12 protein-coding genes and 1 pseudogene are annotated in these 15400 nt (G+C 70.5%); 2 read left to right on the top strand and 11 right to left on the bottom strand.

All coding sequences use genetic code 11. From position 1 onward, the window contains the following. A pseudogene (locus tag AB4Z46_RS32290) lies at positions 1-198 on the bottom strand (TorF family putative porin); the annotation flags it as partial. A gap of 166 nt (positions 199-364) precedes the next feature. Here AB4Z46_RS32290 and AB4Z46_RS32285 point away from each other — a divergent pair. Together AB4Z46_RS32285 and AB4Z46_RS32280 are read left to right on the top strand one after the other, a co-directional pair. Beyond that, the gene (locus AB4Z46_RS32285) at positions 365-1912 is read left to right on the top strand and encodes a YifB family Mg chelatase-like AAA ATPase (RefSeq protein WP_442287650.1); all 1548 of its coding nucleotides are present in this window, start codon (positions 365-367) and stop codon (positions 1910-1912) included. An 88-nt stretch (positions 1913-2000) separates the two neighbouring features. Next, on the top strand, positions 2001-3218 hold the full coding sequence (locus AB4Z46_RS32280) for an MFS transporter (protein ID WP_442287649.1): 1218 nt from the start codon (positions 2001-2003) through the stop codon (positions 3216-3218). Here the strand turns inward: AB4Z46_RS32280 and AB4Z46_RS32275 are convergent. The 10 genes from AB4Z46_RS32275 to AB4Z46_RS32230 are packed head-to-tail and all read right to left on the bottom strand — an operon-like array spanning position 3215 to position 15400. Continuing rightward, a complete protein-coding gene (locus AB4Z46_RS32275; RefSeq protein WP_442287648.1) occupies positions 3215-4399 on the bottom strand; it encodes a fumarylacetoacetate hydrolase family protein in 1185 nt (394 codons plus the stop codon). The genes AB4Z46_RS32280 and AB4Z46_RS32275 overlap by 4 nt on opposite strands. Positions 4400-4440: 41 nt before the next feature. Then, entirely contained in the window at positions 4441-8172 is a 3732-nt protein-coding gene (locus tag AB4Z46_RS32270; protein WP_442287647.1) for a molybdopterin cofactor-binding domain-containing protein, read from the bottom strand. After that, the gene (locus AB4Z46_RS32265) at positions 8169-8648 is read right to left on the bottom strand and encodes a (2Fe-2S)-binding protein (RefSeq protein WP_442287646.1); all 480 of its coding nucleotides are present in this window, start codon (positions 8646-8648) and stop codon (positions 8169-8171) included. The genes AB4Z46_RS32270 and AB4Z46_RS32265 overlap by 4 nt, the downstream gene beginning before the upstream one ends. A 14-nt stretch (positions 8649-8662) precedes the next feature. Further along, positions 8663-9385 (bottom strand): bifunctional nicotinamidase/pyrazinamidase, encoded by a 723-nt coding sequence (pncA, locus tag AB4Z46_RS32260; RefSeq protein ID WP_442287645.1) that lies wholly within the window; start codon positions 9383-9385, stop codon positions 8663-8665. A 29-nt stretch (positions 9386-9414) separates the two neighbouring features. After that, the gene (locus tag AB4Z46_RS32255) at positions 9415-10149 is read right to left on the bottom strand and encodes an ABC transporter ATP-binding protein (RefSeq protein WP_442287644.1); all 735 of its coding nucleotides are present in this window, start codon (positions 10147-10149) and stop codon (positions 9415-9417) included. Further along, entirely contained in the window at positions 10146-10949 is an 804-nt protein-coding gene (locus AB4Z46_RS32250; protein WP_442287643.1) for an ABC transporter ATP-binding protein, read from the bottom strand. Before AB4Z46_RS32250 ends, AB4Z46_RS32255 begins: the two co-directional genes overlap by 4 nt. After that, positions 10946-12862, bottom strand: a complete 1917-nt coding sequence (locus AB4Z46_RS32245; RefSeq protein WP_442287642.1) for an ABC transporter permease — start codon at positions 12860-12862, stop codon at positions 10946-10948. The genes AB4Z46_RS32250 and AB4Z46_RS32245 overlap by 4 nt, the downstream gene beginning before the upstream one ends. Before the next feature lie 15 nt (positions 12863-12877). Continuing rightward, complete coding sequence (locus tag AB4Z46_RS32240; RefSeq protein ID WP_442287641.1) at positions 12878-14089, bottom strand: ABC transporter substrate-binding protein; 1212 nt, start codon at positions 14087-14089, stop codon at positions 12878-12880. A gap of 50 nt (positions 14090-14139) precedes the next feature. Further along, on the bottom strand, positions 14140-14724 hold the full coding sequence (locus AB4Z46_RS32235) for an amino acid synthesis family protein (protein ID WP_442287640.1): 585 nt from the start codon (positions 14722-14724) through the stop codon (positions 14140-14142). Between the two features lie 34 nt (positions 14725-14758). Further along, positions 14759-15400, bottom strand: a complete 642-nt coding sequence (locus AB4Z46_RS32230; protein WP_442287639.1) for an amino acid synthesis family protein — start codon at positions 15398-15400, stop codon at positions 14759-14761.

The raw sequence follows: 15400 nt of genomic DNA, 5'->3' as shown, positions 1-15400 counted from the left end.
CTTGGCGAAGCCGTGCTTGCCGAGCACGTCCTGGTCCTGGCCGCGGAACTTGTAGTCGGTGGTCAGCGAGATGTTGCCCGTGAGATTCGGCGCGGGTGCTGCCGCGGCGTCGGTCGCGGCTGCGGCCTGCGCGCTGGCGAGCATCGGCAGGGCGGCAAGCGCGCCCACAGCCAGGATCTGGACGGATTTACGGTGCATCATCGAGCGGACTCCTCGGAGTGTTTTGAAGTTGGGTTGGAACCCAGTTCAAAGCAGGGAGCGTGCCAAAGCGCCAGACCCCTCCACGTTCAGGGTGGGCGCCGGACGCACTTGGTCACAATGAAGAACAAGAGATGGACGCACCATCTTGGTGAAAGGGAGCGAAATGAGTCTGTGTTTGGTGCAGAGCCGCGCCTTGTTGGGCCTCGACGCGGCCAGTGTCACGGTCGAGGTGCATCTGGCCAACGGCCTGCCGAGCTTCACGCTGGTCGGCCTGGCCGACGTGGAGGTCAAGGAAGCCCGCGAGCGCGTCCGCTCGGCCCTCCAGAACGCCGGGCTGGAATTCCCCACCAACAAGCGCATCACGGTGAACCTGGCGCCCGCCGACCTGCCCAAGGATTCCGGGCGCTTCGACCTGCCGATCGCGCTCGGCATCCTGGCGGCCAGCGGCCAGATCGAGGGCCAGCGGCTGGCCGGCCACGAATTCGCCGGCGAGCTCTCCTTGTCGGGGCAGCTGCGGCCCGTGCGCGGGGCGCTCGCGATGGCGCTGGCGCTGCATGCGCGAGGCCTCAGCACCCGGCTGGTGCTGCCGGCCGACAGCGCACAGGAAGCCGCGCTGGTGCCCGGCGCCGTGGTCTATGGCGCACGCCACCTGCTCGACGTGGTGCGGCAGTTCCTGCCGGCCGGCGCGGTGGTGCCGCCGGCCTCCGACGCAGCCGGCGACGACGGCTGGGCGCGAATGGCGGCGGCGCCGCCCGGCCCGGCCGCGCGCCACCCGGACCTGGCCGACGTGAAGGGGCATGCCGGCGCCAAGCGGGCCCTGGAGATCGCGGCGGCCGGCAACCACAGCCTGCTGATGGTCGGCCCGCCGGGCTCCGGCAAGTCGATGCTGGCCCAGCGCTTCGCCGGGCTGCTGCCCGAGATGAGCATCGAGGAAGCCCTCGAGAGCGCGGCGGTCGCCAGCCTGGGCGGCCGCTTCGCGACCGGGCAGTGGATGCGCCGGCCGACCGCCAGCCCGCACCACAGCGCCAGCGCCGTGGCGATGGTGGGCGGCGGCTCGCCGCCGCGGCCCGGCGAGATCTCGCTGGCGCACCACGGCGTGCTGTTCCTCGACGAATTCCCCGAGTTCGCCCGCTCGGCGTTGGAGGCGCTGCGCGAGCCGCTGGAGACCGGCACCATCACGATCTCCCGGGCCGCGCGGCGCTCCGAGTTCCCGGCCCGCTTCCAGCTCATTGCCGCCATGAACCCCTGCCCCTGCGGCTGGCGCGGCTCGACGACCCGGGCCTGCCGCTGCACGCCGGACCAGGTCCTGCGCTACCAAGGCAAGCTCAGCGGCCCGCTGCTCGACCGCATCGACCTGCACATCGAGGTGCCCGGCGTCTCGGCGCAGCAACTGCTCGAGGCCCCCGCCGGCGAAGCGACCGAGGCGATCCGCGTCCGCGCGGTCGCCGCGCGCGAACGCGCGCTGGCCCGGCAGGGCAAGCCCAACCAGGGACTCGAGGGCGCCGAGATCGACCGCCACGCGTCGCTGGCGCCGGCGGCGCTCCAGTTCCTGCACGCGGCCGCGACGCGGCTCGGCTGGTCGGCCCGCAGCACGCACCGGGCGCTCAAGGTCGCGCGGACCATCGCCGACCTCGCGGGGACCGAGGCGGTCGACGTCGCGCATGTGGCGGAGGCGGTGCAGTACCGGCGGGCGCTGCATCCGACCGACTGAGCGCCGACGAGATCGCCGTACAGCTTCTGACTCCAACGCCGCGTTTCAAGGCGGCAGGGGCATCCGGTCACACCGGTAGAGTCGGCGCATGGGTCTCTCCGCCTCCCCGCCACCTCCCTACGACCGCCGCCTCGTCGGCTGGCTCTCGCTGGGCCAACTCATCACCTGGGGCAGCGTCTTCTACACCTTCGCGCTGCTGATGGAGCCGGTGGAGCGCGAGCTCGGCCTGAGCCGGGCGCAATCTTCACTGGCCTTCAGCCTCGCACTGCTGGCCGAAGGCGCCATGGCCTGGCCGGTAGGCCGCTGGATCGACCGCGGCCACGAGCGCGCCGTGATGACCGGCGGCTCGCTGCTGATCGCGGCCGGCCTGCTGCTGCACAGCGTGGTCCAGAGCGCGGCGGGCTTCTATGCCGCGTGGCTGCTGCTCGGCGCCGCCCTCTCGGCGACGCTCTACAGCCCGGCCTTCGCGGTCGTCACGCGCCGTTTCCCGAACGACTTCCGGCGCGCCATCATCACGCTGACCTTTCTCGGCGGGCTGGCCAGCACGGTCTTCATTCCGCTCGATGCCTGGCTGATCGCGCAGTTCGGCTGGCGACACGCGCTGTGGGTGCTGGCGGCCATCCACCTGCTGCTGTGCGCGCCGCTGCATGCGTGGATCCTGCGCCATGCGCCGAAGCGCAGCGTGGCCGCGTCGGCCGCGGGCGCTGCGGCAACGCGGCGGCCCGTCGGCCACTACCTGCGCAGCACGCCGTTCGTGCTGGTCGGCGTGTTCACCGTGCTGCTGATGGCGGTGACCGCGGCGCTGCCGCCGCACATGGTGAGCCTGCTGCGCGGCGCCGGGCTGTCGGAGACCTGGGCCATCGCGGTGCCGGCGGCCATCGGGATCGTGCAGGTGTTCGGCCGCGCCCTGCTCTACTTCTTCGAGCACCACTTCGACCTGCACCTCGCGAACCGGTTGATTCCGTGCCTGATCCCGATCGGCCTGGCGACCCTGCTGGCCTGCGCAGGTCATCCGGGGGCGGCGCTGGCCTTCGTGCTGTTCTACGGCATGGGCAACGGCATGCTGACCATCGTCAAGGGCACCGCGATCGCGCAGTACGTGAACCGCGAGCATGTGGCGACGCTCAATGGCGCGCTGGGAATGCCGAGCGCCATCGCCCGCGCCCTGGCGCCGCTGATGCTGGGCCTGCTGTGGACTCCGGCTGGCGGCTATACGGCAGGGCTGTGGATTTTGCTGATCGCCAGCCTGGTGGCGGTCGTGGCGCTGCTGGGTGCGCAGCGCTGGCGGATCCGCGTCGAAAGCTAGAGGATCCCCCGGCCGGCCAGGTTGCGCATCAATGCGCCGATGCCAAAGGTCCAGCGCGGGGCCTGGTCGGAATGCACGACACGGTTGTGCAGCGCGCCGAGCTCGGGCGCCGAGATCGTCACCTGGTCGCCCACCACGTGCGTGAAGCCCTGGCCCGGGCCGTGGCGGTCCTGCGTCGGCGCGAACATGGTGCCGAGGAACAGCATCAGGCCGTCGGGGTAGGCATGGTGCGGACCGATCGCCTGCGACACCAGGTCGAGCGGGTCGCGGCTGATCTTCGCCAGCGAGCTCGCGCCGTCCAGCGTGAAGCCCTCGGGCCCGACCACCCGCAGCGCCACCGTGATGCGGCGCACGTCCTCGATGCCGAAGTGGGCGTCGAACAGCCGGATGAAGGGGCCGATCGCGCACGAGGCATTGTTGTCCTTGGCCTTGCCAAGCAGCAGCGCGCTGCGGCCCTCGAAGTCGCGCAGGTTGACGTCGTTGCCCAGCGCCGCGCCCAGCGTCTGGCCGCGGCTGTTGACCGCCAGCACCACCTCGGGCTCGGGGTTGTTCCAGACCGATCCCGCGTGGATGCCGACGTCGGCCCCGGTGCCGACCGCCGCCAGCACCGGCGCCTTGGTGAAGATCTCGGCGTCCGGCCCGATGCCGACCTCGAGGTACTGCGACCAGGCGCCCTGGGCAATCAGCACGTCCTTGACCCTCGCCGCCTGCGGCGAGCCGGGCACGATGCCCGCGAGGTTGTCGCCGAGCACGCCGCCGAGTGCGGCGCGGATCGACTCGGCCTTGGAGGCATCGCCGCGCGACTGCTCCTCGATCACGCGCTCCAGCAGGCTGGCGATGAAGGTCACGCCGCTGGCCTTCACGGCCTGCAGGTCGCAGGGCGCCAGCAGCCAGGGGTGCTGCGGGTCGCGGCGCGTTTCGTCGCTGTTGGCGAGCGCGGCTTCGAGCGAGGCGACCCGCTGCGTCCGCTCGTCGCGCAGCGCCTCGCGCACCGCGCCCACCGGGTCGTCGAGCTCCAGCAACTGGCTGGCGGTGGCGGCGAAGCGCGAGAGATCGTGCAGGCCGCCCTCGTGCACCGCGACCAGCACCGGTCCGACGTCGGGCAGCCAGAGGCGGCCGACCAGGGTGGCGCGCTCGGCATCGCGGGGCAGGGACTGGGCGGGCGAAAGCATCGAGGTCATTCGAGGGTCTCCAAGGATGGCCCGCAGATCGTACGGGAGTCTCAGCGTGCGTGCGTGGCGTTCAGCCCCTCAGCCCGCAGCCGCGCCACGCTTCCCGGCAGGTCCTTCCAGGCCGGCTCCTGCGGCGCGAAGCGGGCGCGCATGTAGCCCGCCAGCTCGGCGATCTGCGCATCGTCGAGCGCTTCGCGGAAGGCCGGCATGAAGCCGATGTCGCGCGAAGCCGGCTCGCGCACGCCATCGAGGATGGTGCGCAGCAGGTTGTCCGGCCGGGCGCTCGTGAGGTTGCTGTTGAGCGCCAGCGGCGTGTTCACGCCCAGCAGCGTGGGGCCGTCGCCGTCGTGGTGGCAGGACGCACAGGCGCTGTCGAACATGCGCTGGGCAGGGCCCAGCAGGCGGCCCTGCTGCGCCGCGGCGGTGGCGACCGCGCGCTGTGCCTGCGCCGCGGCGGCTTCGGGTGCGGTGGCGGGGTTGAAGGAGGCCAGGTAGCTGGCCATCGCGCGGATGTCGGCGTCTGGCACCGCCGCCAACTCGCGGATCACCTCGGCCATCGGGCCGCCGGCGACGCCGTGGTGCTTCGCATGGCCGTTGCGCAGGTAGCTGTAGAGCGCGTCGGCATTCCACGGCACGGCGGAGGTCGACCGCGCGGTCAGCGCCGGCGCCTCCCAGCCGTCGACCATCGCGCCCGACAGGGTGGCACTGCCGCCCTGCTCCGCGCCCAGCGCGTTGCGCGGCGTGTGGCAGGCGCCGCAGTGGCCGAGGCCGTTGACCAGGTAGGCGCCGCGGTTCCACTCGGCGCTCTGCGTCGCCACCGGCTGGTAGGGCTTGGGGTCGTGGAACAGCGCGTTCCAGCCCGCCATCAGCGGCCGCAGGCCGAACGGGAACTTGAGCTCGGCCGGCGGCGTCTCGGCGCGCACCGGCGGCAGCGACATGAAGTAGGCGTAGAGCGCCTGCAGGTCGTCGTCGCTGGTCTTGGCGAAGGCCGTGTACGGGAAGGCCGGGTACAGGTGGTGGCCGTCGCGCGAGACGCCTTCGCGCATCGCGCGCTGGAAGGCCGTGAAGGACCAGCGGCCGAGGCCGGTGTCTGCGTCGGGCGTGAGGTTGGTGGTGTGGATGGTGCCGAAGGGCGTCTCCATCGCGCGTCCGCCCGCATTCGGCGTGCCGCCCGGCGCGGTGTGGCAGACCGCGCAGTCGCCGAGCGCGGCGAGCGTGCGGCCGCGTTCGATCGTGGCTTCGCTGTAGGCCGGCGCGCTGAAGGCGACCGGCGCGATGGTCGAGCGCCAGCCCAGCAGGCCGGCGATGACGCCGATGCCTCCCACCAGCAGTGCGCCGGCGCCGGCCCAGACGCCGCGGCGCCGCGGCCACGGTGCCGAGGCCGGGAGTGCAGGCCGGACTGCCGCGGCGGCCTCGTCCTGGGGCACAGGCGGCGGCAGCGGATTCAGCGCCGCCCGCACCACCTCGGGCGTGAACGGCGGCGCCCGGAAGCGCACCCCGGTCGCATCGAAGATGGCGTTGGCGATCGCCGCCGTGCCCGGCACCGACGCCGACTCGCCCGCGCCCAGCGACGGCTCGCCCGGCCGCTGCAGATGCATCACCTCGATCACCGGCACTTCGCGGAAGTTGATGATCGGGTAGCTGCCCCACTCGCGGCTGGCGACCACACCCGAGGGCGGCACGCCGGGCAACATCTCGCCGCCAGCGGACGCGGATTGCGGCGCGAAGCGGACCTGCTCCTTGAGCGCCCGGCTGGTGGTCTGGACCACGTTGCCGTGGATCTGGTGCTCGACCCCGGCCGGGTTGACCATCAGGCCCGCGTCGTGCCCGACGACCACGCGGCGCACATGCACTTCGCCGGTCTTGCGGTTGACCTCGACATCCGCCACCCAGGCCGACCAGGCGGCGCCGAAGCCCGGCCACTTGCTGTGCACGTAGCGCGCGTAGGCGAAGCCCTGGCCGAACAGGATGTCGCCGCCGGGGCCCACGCGCGCGTCAGCGCGCCTGGAAGGATGATCGCCGTCGGCGTCTTCCTGCGGACCGGTGCGCATGCGCCAGCCGGCCTTCTGCGCGGTCTCGCGCACCAGTTCGGCGGCGCGCGGATCGTCCAGGTGGCGCAGCCGGAACGCGACCGGATCGACGCCGGCCGCGGTCGCCAGTTCGTCCACATAGGACTCGTGCGCGAACGAGTTCGGCAGTGCCGAGACGCCGCGCAGCCAGGAGGCGCGCACGATCGGCGCCATGTCGTTGACCTTCACGCGCAGGTTGGCCCAGGCATAGGGCGGCCGCGCGGTGCGGTCGCCCATCTCGTAGGCCTGCGCCAGCGGCTCGACGGTGCGGGTCAGCAGCAGCGCCAGCGTGGGCGCGCCGTTCGAGGGGTAGGAGGTTTCGAAGTCGTAGCCGGCGACGCCGCCGTCGGCCGCCAGCCCGCCCTGGACCTGCATCAGCTGCGCGGCGCCCTTGGGCTCCCACAGGTGCTCCTGCTCGCGCGTGAGCTGCACCCGCACCGGCGCGCCGACCGCGCGCGCCAGCAGCGCCGCATCGGCCGCGACGTCGTCGGCGCCGTTGCGGCCGTAGCAGCCGGCCGCCTCCATGCGCACCACGTCGACCGCGGGGTCGTCGAGGTCCATCAGCTTCGCCAGGTCGGCGCGCAGCACGTGCGGGTTCTGCGAGCCGGCCCAGACGCGCAACGCATGACCGTCTCCAGGCTGCCAATGCGCGAGCGCGCAGGAGGGCCCGATCGAGGCATGCATCTGGTACGGCCAGACATAGGTGCGCGGCATCGACTTCGCGGCGTCCGCCAGTGCGGCATCGACGTCGCCTTCGTCGACCAGCAGGCGCTGGGTCGACGGATTGGCGCGGATCGCGCTTTCGAGGTCGTCGAGCGAAGGCAGCCCGGGCCACGCCTTCCAGCGCACGCGCAATTCGCGCAGCGCCTGCTCGGCGTGTTCCTCGCGCTCGGCGACGATGCCGACGAAGTCGCGGATCACGACCACCGCGCGGATGCCCGGGATGTGCGCGATCGACGACTCGTCGACCGACTCGAGCGTGTTGCCGATGTAGTCGCCGTGGGCCGCGCCCGCATAGGGCGGGCGCACGACGCGGCCGTGCAGCATGCCCGGCACCCGCATGTCGTGCACGAACACGGTGTCGCCGGCGAGCTTGGCCGGAATGTCGACGCGCGGCTGCGAGGTGCCGACGATGCGGTAGTCCGCCGGGTCCTTCGGCCGCGCCGCCGGGTCGAGCTGCAGCACCGTGCGCCCGCCCGCCACCAGTTCGCCGATGCCAATGCTGAAGGCCGGGTCGTCGCCGGCGTGGATGCGCCCCTCGCGCAGCGTCAGCAGCGAAGACTGGACGCCGAAGTGCTCGGCAGCCTGCGCCACCAGCCATCCGCGCGCCTGCGCGGCCGCATGCCGCAGCGGCGCGGCATGGATCTGGAGCGAGGCGCTGGCGATCGTCGCGCCCTGGTTCGGCGCGCGGGCGGTGTCGCCCAGCACCATGCGGACCTGCGCCATCGAGAGGTCCAGCTCTTCCGCCACGATCTGCGACAGCGCGGTCTGGATGCCGGTGCCGAGGTCGACGTGGCCGTTGAGCGCGGTGACGCTGCCGTCGTCCCAGACCGCCAGCAGCACCTCCGGGCCCTCGGCCGGATGGCCCGACACCAGCGCCGGCTGGCCCGGGGTCGGCGGCGGTGCCGGCGGGGTTTCGCGCACGACGGCGAGAACGCCGTCGGCCTGGAGGAATTCGCTGCGCGTGCGTGGCAGGTCGGCGCGCCGCGTCACGTCGGATCGCCCTTCGCGATCAGCACCGCGGCGCGCTGCACCGCGGCCAGGATCTCGACATGCGTGCCGCAGCGGCAGAGGTTGCCGGAGAGCTCGCTGCGGATGCGCGCCTCGCTCGGGTTCGGCTCCCGCGCCAGCAGCGCCGCGGCCTGCATCACCATGCCGTTGAGGCAATAGCCGCACTGCGCGGCCTGCGCGTCCTCGAAGCCCTGCTGCACGGGATGCCAGTGTTCACGCGTGCCGAGGCCTTCCAGTGTCGTGATCTCCCGGCCGGCCACGCCATGCGCCGGGATCACGCAAGCCCGTGCCGCGGTGCCGTCGACCCACACGGTGCAGGCGCCGCACTGGCCGAGCCCGCAGCCGAACTTGGGACCGTTCAATCCCAGGTCGTTGCGCAGCACATGCAGCAGCGAGGCCTCGTGCGAGGCCTCGAGCTCGACGTGACGTCCGTTGACCTTCAGTGCGAACCCGGGCATTCGATCGGCAGAATTCAGACGATGTCCGAAGACTGGATGCGCTTCACGCCCTTGGCCGCCATCTGCTTCCAGGCCGCCGCGAGCGAGCCGTTGAGATCGATGGCGCGCGTCGCGTCCTCGATCACGTAGACCTCGAAGCCGGCCTTGCGCGCGTCCATGGCGGTCCAGGCGACGCAGAAGTCGGTCGCCAGGCCGGTCACGAACACGGTCTTGATGCCGCGCGCCTTCAGGTAGCCGCCCAGGCCGGTGGCGGTCTTGTGGTCGGCCTCCTCGAAGGCGGAGTAGCTGTCCATGTCCTTGTGGAAGCCCTTGCGGATGATGATCTGCGCGGTCGGCAGCTTCAAGTCCTTGTTGAGCGCGGCGTCCTCGGTGCCCTGCACGCAGTGGTCGGGCCACAGGACCTGGCTGCCGTAGCTGAGCTTGGTGGTCTCGAAGGGCTTCTTGCCCGCATGGGTGCTGGCGAACGACGCGTGGCCGGGCGTGTGCCAGTCCTGCGTGACCACGATGTTCCCGAAGGCATCGGCCAGCTTGTTGATGATCGGCACCACCTCGGCGCCGCCCTTGACCGGCAGCGTGCCGCCGTCGATGAAGCAGTTCTGCACGTCGACCACGATCAGCGCCGAATTGGCCGCGGGCTTGATCTTCGCGGCCGCGAAGAGCGGCGCCGACACGCCGAGGCCGGCGAAGAGGCCGAATGCCGCGGTGGACTTCAAGAGGGTTCTGCGTGTGGTGTGCATGGTCGTCGCTCCTCGGGTGGATGAAATGATCAGACGCTCAGGTACGCGCGGCGCACCTCGTCGTTGGCCGCCAGTTCGGCCATCGACGCGTGGTAGCGGATCTGGCCCTTCTCGAGCACGTAGGCGCGGTCGGACACCAGCTCGGCGAAGTGCATGTTCTGCTCCGACAGCAGGATGCTCACGCCCTGTGCCTTGAGCTCCAGGATCATGTTGGCCATCTGCTCGACGATCACCGGCGCCACGCCCTCGGACGGCTCGTCGAGCAGCACCAGGTAGGGGTTGCCCATCAGCGTGCGCGCCACGGTCAGCATCTGCTGCTCGCCGCCGCTCATGCGGCCGCCCGGGCGGTTCGGCATTTCGCCGAGGTTCGGGAACAGCTTGAACAGGCGCTCGGGCGTCCACAGCGGGGCGTCGGTGCCGTCGTTCCAGCGGCGCGCGGGCTGCTTGCCGACTTCGAGGTTCTCCATCACGCTGAGGTCGGTGAACACGCGGCGGTCTTCCGGCACGAAGCCCAGGCCCAGGCGCGCCGCCAGGTGCGGCTCGCTCTTCGAGATGTCGTGGCCGAGGAAGCGCACCGCGCCGCGGCGCTTGGCCAGCATGCCGATCAGCGCCTTCAGCGTGGTCGACTTGCCGGCGCCGTTGCGTCCCATCAGCGCGACGACTTCGCCCCGGCGCACTTCGAGGTCGACGTCGTAGAGGATCTGCGCGGCGCCGTACCAGGCACACAGGGCCTTGGCTTCGAGCAGTGTTTCATGCGTGCTCATGCGTGCTCTCCCACCGCTGCGTTGACCGCCGCGGCCTTCTCGGCGATCTTCTCGAAGGTCTTGCCGCTGCCGAAGTACACCTCCTGCACCTTCGGATGGTCGCGGATCTCGAGCGGCTTGCCCTGCGCGATCAGGCGCCCGCGGGCCAGCACGATCATGCGGTCGGCATAAGCGAACACCACGTCCATGCTGTGTTCGGTGAAGAGCACCGCCATGCCGCGGTCGATCACGAGTTGCTTGGTCAGGGCCATCAGCGAATTGCGCTCCTTGGGCGCCATGCCGGCGGTGGGCTCGTCCATCAGCAACAGCTTCGGGCTGTTGGCCATCGCGATCGCGAGCTCGACCCGCTTGACGTCGCCGTAGGCGAGCACGCTGCAGGGCCGGTCTGCTTGGGGCCTCATGCCGACCTGGTCGAGCAGCGCCAGGGCCTCGTCGCGCTTGTGGTCGGACGCGCGGCGCCAGGTCGAGAACAGCTTGTGATCGTGCGACAGCAAGGCCATCTGCACGTTCTCGGCCACCGTCAGCGAAGCGAAGGTCTCGGCGATCTGGAAGGTGCGGCCCACGCCCAGGCGCCAGATCTCGCGCGGCTTGCGCCCGACCAGTTCCTGGCCGTCGAGCAGGATCGAGCCGCGATCGGCCTTGAGCTGCCCGTTCACCATGTTGAAGGTGGTGGACTTGCCGGCGCCGTTCGGGCCGATCAGCGCCAGCAGTTCGCCGGCCGCGAGTTCGAAGCTGATGCCGTCGACCGCCTTGACGCCGCCGAAGGACTTGCCGAGTTCCTGAACTTTGAGAAGGCTCATGCCTTCACCTCCTTGAGGTCGACCGCTTCGGCCGCATGGCGGCGCCGGTCGAAGAGTTGCTTGGCGAAGCCCGCGATGCCCTGCGGGAACAGCAGCACCAGCAGCAAGATGATGCCGCCCAGCATGGCGCGCCAGTAGTCGGTGTTGCGCGCCACCGTGTCGTGCAGCCAGGTGAAGGTGACCGCACCCACGACCGGCCCCGCCAGGGTCTGGATGCCGCCCAGCAGCACCATCACCAGGCCGTCGACCGATTTGCCGACGCTCAGCGACTCGGGCGAGATGCTGCCCTTCGAGAAGGCGTACAGGGCACCGGCCAACCCGGCCGCGGTGCCCGCGATCACGAAGGCCACCCATTGCATGCGCTTGACGTCGATGCCGATCGCATCGGCGCGCAGTTGCGAATCGCGGCCCGCGCGCAGCGCGTAGCCGAAGGGCGAGAACAGCACGCGCCGCAGCCACAGCACGCCCAGCCCCACCAGCGCCAGCGTGACCCAGTAATAGGCGCGCTTGTCGGCCAGCCATTCGGACGGCCAGACCCCGGTGAGCCCGTTGCTGCCGCCCGTGAAGCTGTCCCACTGGTAGGTGATGGCCCAGGTGATCTGCGCGAAGGCCAGCGTGAGCATCGCAAGGTAGACGCCCGAGAGCCGCACCGCGAACCAGCCGTAGACGAAGGCGCCCGCCGCCGCCACCAGCGGCGCGACGATCAGGGCCAGTTCCATCGGCATGCCGCTGGAGCGCACCAGCAGCGCGGCGCCGTAGGCCCCGAGCCCGAAGTACGCGGCATGGCCGAAGGAGTGCATGCCGGCCGGCCCCATGATGAAGTGCAGGCTGGCCGCGAACAGGGCGGCGATCAGCAGGTCGATCATCAGCACGGTGGTGTAGGGCGAGCCCGCCGTGATGAAGGGCATCGCCGCCAGCACCAGGCCGAACAGCGCCGCGGCGATCACGTAAGTGCGGCCAGGCCGCCGCAGCGGCTCCTCCTGCATGCCCACGTAGCGGCTCGGTGCCTGCGGCTTGCCGAACAGGCCCCAGGGCCGCCAGACCAGCACGACGGCCATGACGAGGAAGTCGACCACCAGCGTGAGCTTGGAAAACGAGATGCTGAGGCCGAACACGTCGACCACGCCGAGCCAGATGCAGATCGCCTTGATCTCGGCGATCAGCAGCGCCGCGGCATAGGCGCCGGGGATCGATCCCATGCCGCCGACCACCACCACCACGAAGGCCGCGCCGATGGTGTTGAGGTCCATCTCGAGCGTCGCCGGCTCGCGCGGCAGCTGCAGCGCGCCGCCGAGGCCTGCAAGCAGCGCCCCGAGCGCGAACACCGCGGTGAACAACCAGGCCTGGTTGACGCCCAGCGCGCTGACCATCTCGCGGTCTTGCGTGGCGGCGCGCACCAGGGTGCCGAAGCGGGTGCGCGTGAGCAGCAGCCAGACCAGCCCGAGCACCAGGGGCCCGACCACGATCAGGAACAGGTCGTAGGAAGGAAACTGGCGCCCGAGGATCATGACCGAGCCCGAGAGGCCCGGCGCCCGCGGGCCCAGCAGTTCATCGGGGCCCCAGAGCCACAGCACCGCATCCTTGATGACCAGCACCAGCGCGAAGGTGGCCAGCAACTGGAAGAGTTCGGGCGCCTTGTAGATGCGCCGCAGCAGCACCACCTCGATCAGCGCGCCCAGCACGCCGACCGCGAGCGCCGCCATGACCAGCGCCGGCCAGAAGCCGAAGCCGGTGCCGAGCCGGTCGACCAACGTGTAGGCCACGTAGATGCCGACCATGAAGAACGAGCCATGGGCGAAGTTCACGATGCGCGTGACGCCGAAGATCAGCGACAACCCTGCTGCCACGAGGAACAGCGAGGACGCGCTCGCCAGCCCGTTGAGGAGCTGGACGATGAAACCGGAAAAACTCATGGCCCGTTCGCTCCGTCAATCCGCTGCGCGCGACTTCTTGATCTCGGCAGCGGAAGGCTGGTACTTCGCGTCCGCGCCGTCGAGGTAGACGTAGTCCACCATCACACCCTTGCCGCCGTCGTTCTTGGTGCGGCCGACGAAGGCGCCCATGGTCGACTGGTTGTCCTCGGCGCGGTAGGTGATCTTGCCGAAGGGCGTGTCCACCTGCAGGCCCTTGAAGGCCGCGACCAGCTTTTCCGTGTCGGTGCTCTTGGCCTTGGCGACGCCCGCCGCGGCGGACTTGATCATGCTGTAGCCGACCACCGAGCCGAGCCGCGGATAGTCCTTGAACTTGGCCTGATAGGCCTGCTCGAAGGCCTTGTGCGCCGGCGTCGTGATGCCGTACCACGGGTAGCCGGTCACGATCCAGCCGTTCGGCGCTTCGTCCTTGAGCGGGTCCATGTACTCGGGCTCGCCGGTCAGCACGCTCACCACCTCACGGTCCTTGAACAGGCCGCGGGTGTTGCCTTCGCGCACGAACTTCGACAGGTCGGCGCCGAACAGCACGTTGAAGATCGCGTCGGGCTTGGCATCGGCCAGCGCCTGCACCACGCTGCCGGCGTCGACCTTGCCCAGCGGCGTGGCCTGCTCGGCGACGAATTCGACGTCGGGCTGGGCCGCCTTCAGCAGCTGCTTGAAGGCCGCCACCGCCGACTGGCCGTACTCGTAGTTGGGGTAGACCACGGCCCAGCGCTTCTTCTTGAGCTTGGCCGCTTCGGGCACCAGCATCGCGGCCTGCATGTAGGTACCGGGACGCAGGCGCACGGTGTAGGCGTTGCCGCCCTGCCAGGTGAGCTTGTCGGTCAGCGGTTCGCCGGCCAGGAAGAAGAACTTCTTCTGCTTCGCGAAGTCGGCCACCGCCATGCCGGTGTTCGACAGGAAGGTGCCGGCCAGGATGTCGACCTTCTCGCGCGAGACCAGCTCCTCGGCCACGCGCACCGCATCGCCCGGGTTGGCGTTGTCGTCGCGGCTGATCAGCTCGATCTTCTTGCCGTTGACGCCGCCGGCGGCATTGATCTCGTCGACCGCCAGCTCCATGCCCTTCTTGTAGGGCTCGAGGAAGGCGGGCTGCGCCTTGTAGCTGTTGATCTCGCCGATCTTGATCACGCCCTGCGCATGCGCGGGAACGAGTGCGGTGGCGAGCGTGGCGACGGCGGCCGCGGTGAAGGCAAGGCGCATGGGATTCATCGGGAACTCCTTGGGATCGAACAGAAAGAAAAGCTTTGCGACGAAGGGGCTCAACGGAGCCCGTCCTCGCCCTTGATCTCGGAGGCTTGCAGGCCGCCGACGCGTGGCAGCGGACGGCCGCTGTCGGTGACCGCGACCGCGACCACGATCTCGTTGGCGCGCGGCGCGTCGGACACGCGGGCCTCGATGGCGTCGAAATGGCTGCGCACGAAGGCCGCGTCCTTGTGGCCCAGCGGCACGTCGATGGCGGTGCCCAGCGTGCCGCGCTTCTTGCTCGAGGGCACCAGCGCGGCGCCTTTCTCGACCGCCGCGCGCAGCGGTGCGCCGAGCTTCGGATGCAGGATGGCCGCCGCATGCTCGAGCTCGCCGGCCTCGCCGACGATGGCCGCCTTGCCGTAGCTCTGCGCCTCGCCGGGCTTGATGCCCAGGGCCGCCACGGCCTTCTGGCCCAGCAGCGCACCGAGCTCCTCGCCGATTGCGATCAGCTCGTCGAGCGATTCGCTGTAGCGGCCGGCGTAGGGGTTCTCGATCACGGCGATGGCGACGGCGCGGCGCGTGGGCGGCTCGATGGCCTGGCCCATTTCCTTGCGGGTTTCGTCGACCTGGACGACAAGCTTGCGGATGTTGGCACTCATGGTTTCTTTCCTTGTCTCTTCGATGCGATCGGGATCAGCGCAGGCCGTCCCATTTACTGATGTTTTCCGCGCGGAGTCCACCGACGCGATCGTGCACACGGTAGCCGGTGCTCATCGCGAGAATGAAGACGATCTCGTCGGCCGCCGGCGCGCCCGGCACGCGGACTTCGATGGCGTCGAACTGGCCGCGCACGTAGCTGGCGTTGATGTTGGTCAGCGGCACGTCGAGGGTCGTGCCCGGGGCGCCGACCTTCTTGGTCGACGGCACGATCGACAGCGCGTTGCCGGGCTGGCCGGTCTTTTCTTCGGCCTGGCCCTTGCGGTAGGCCTCGCGGTCGCCTTTCCAGCCGAGCAGCTCGCGCATCGCGTAGCCGCCGGGCACGTGCCACAGCGCGCCGTGCTCCAGCTCGCCGGCGGCGCCGACGATGGCGCCCTTGCCGTAGGTGGCGATCTGCTCGACCGGCACGTCCATTGCCGCGCGCAGCCGGTGCGCCATGTCGACGCCGACCGGATCGAGCAAGGCCATCATCGGCAGGATGTCGGGCTCGTAGCGGCCCGCGAAGGGATTGGTCAGCACCGCGCCGATGGCGCCACGCACCAGCGGCGTTGCGGCGCGCGGTCCGAACTCGTGGTGGATGTGCTCGACATGGGTGAAGACGCGACGGATATCGATCAT

The sequence above is a fragment of the Variovorax sp. M-6 genome, assembly GCF_052114385.1.
GTDB lineage: Bacteria > Pseudomonadota > Gammaproteobacteria > Burkholderiales > Burkholderiaceae_C > Variovorax.
The sequence above is the reverse complement of the archived record's forward strand: the minus strand, read 5'-3'. Positions and strand labels throughout refer to the sequence as shown.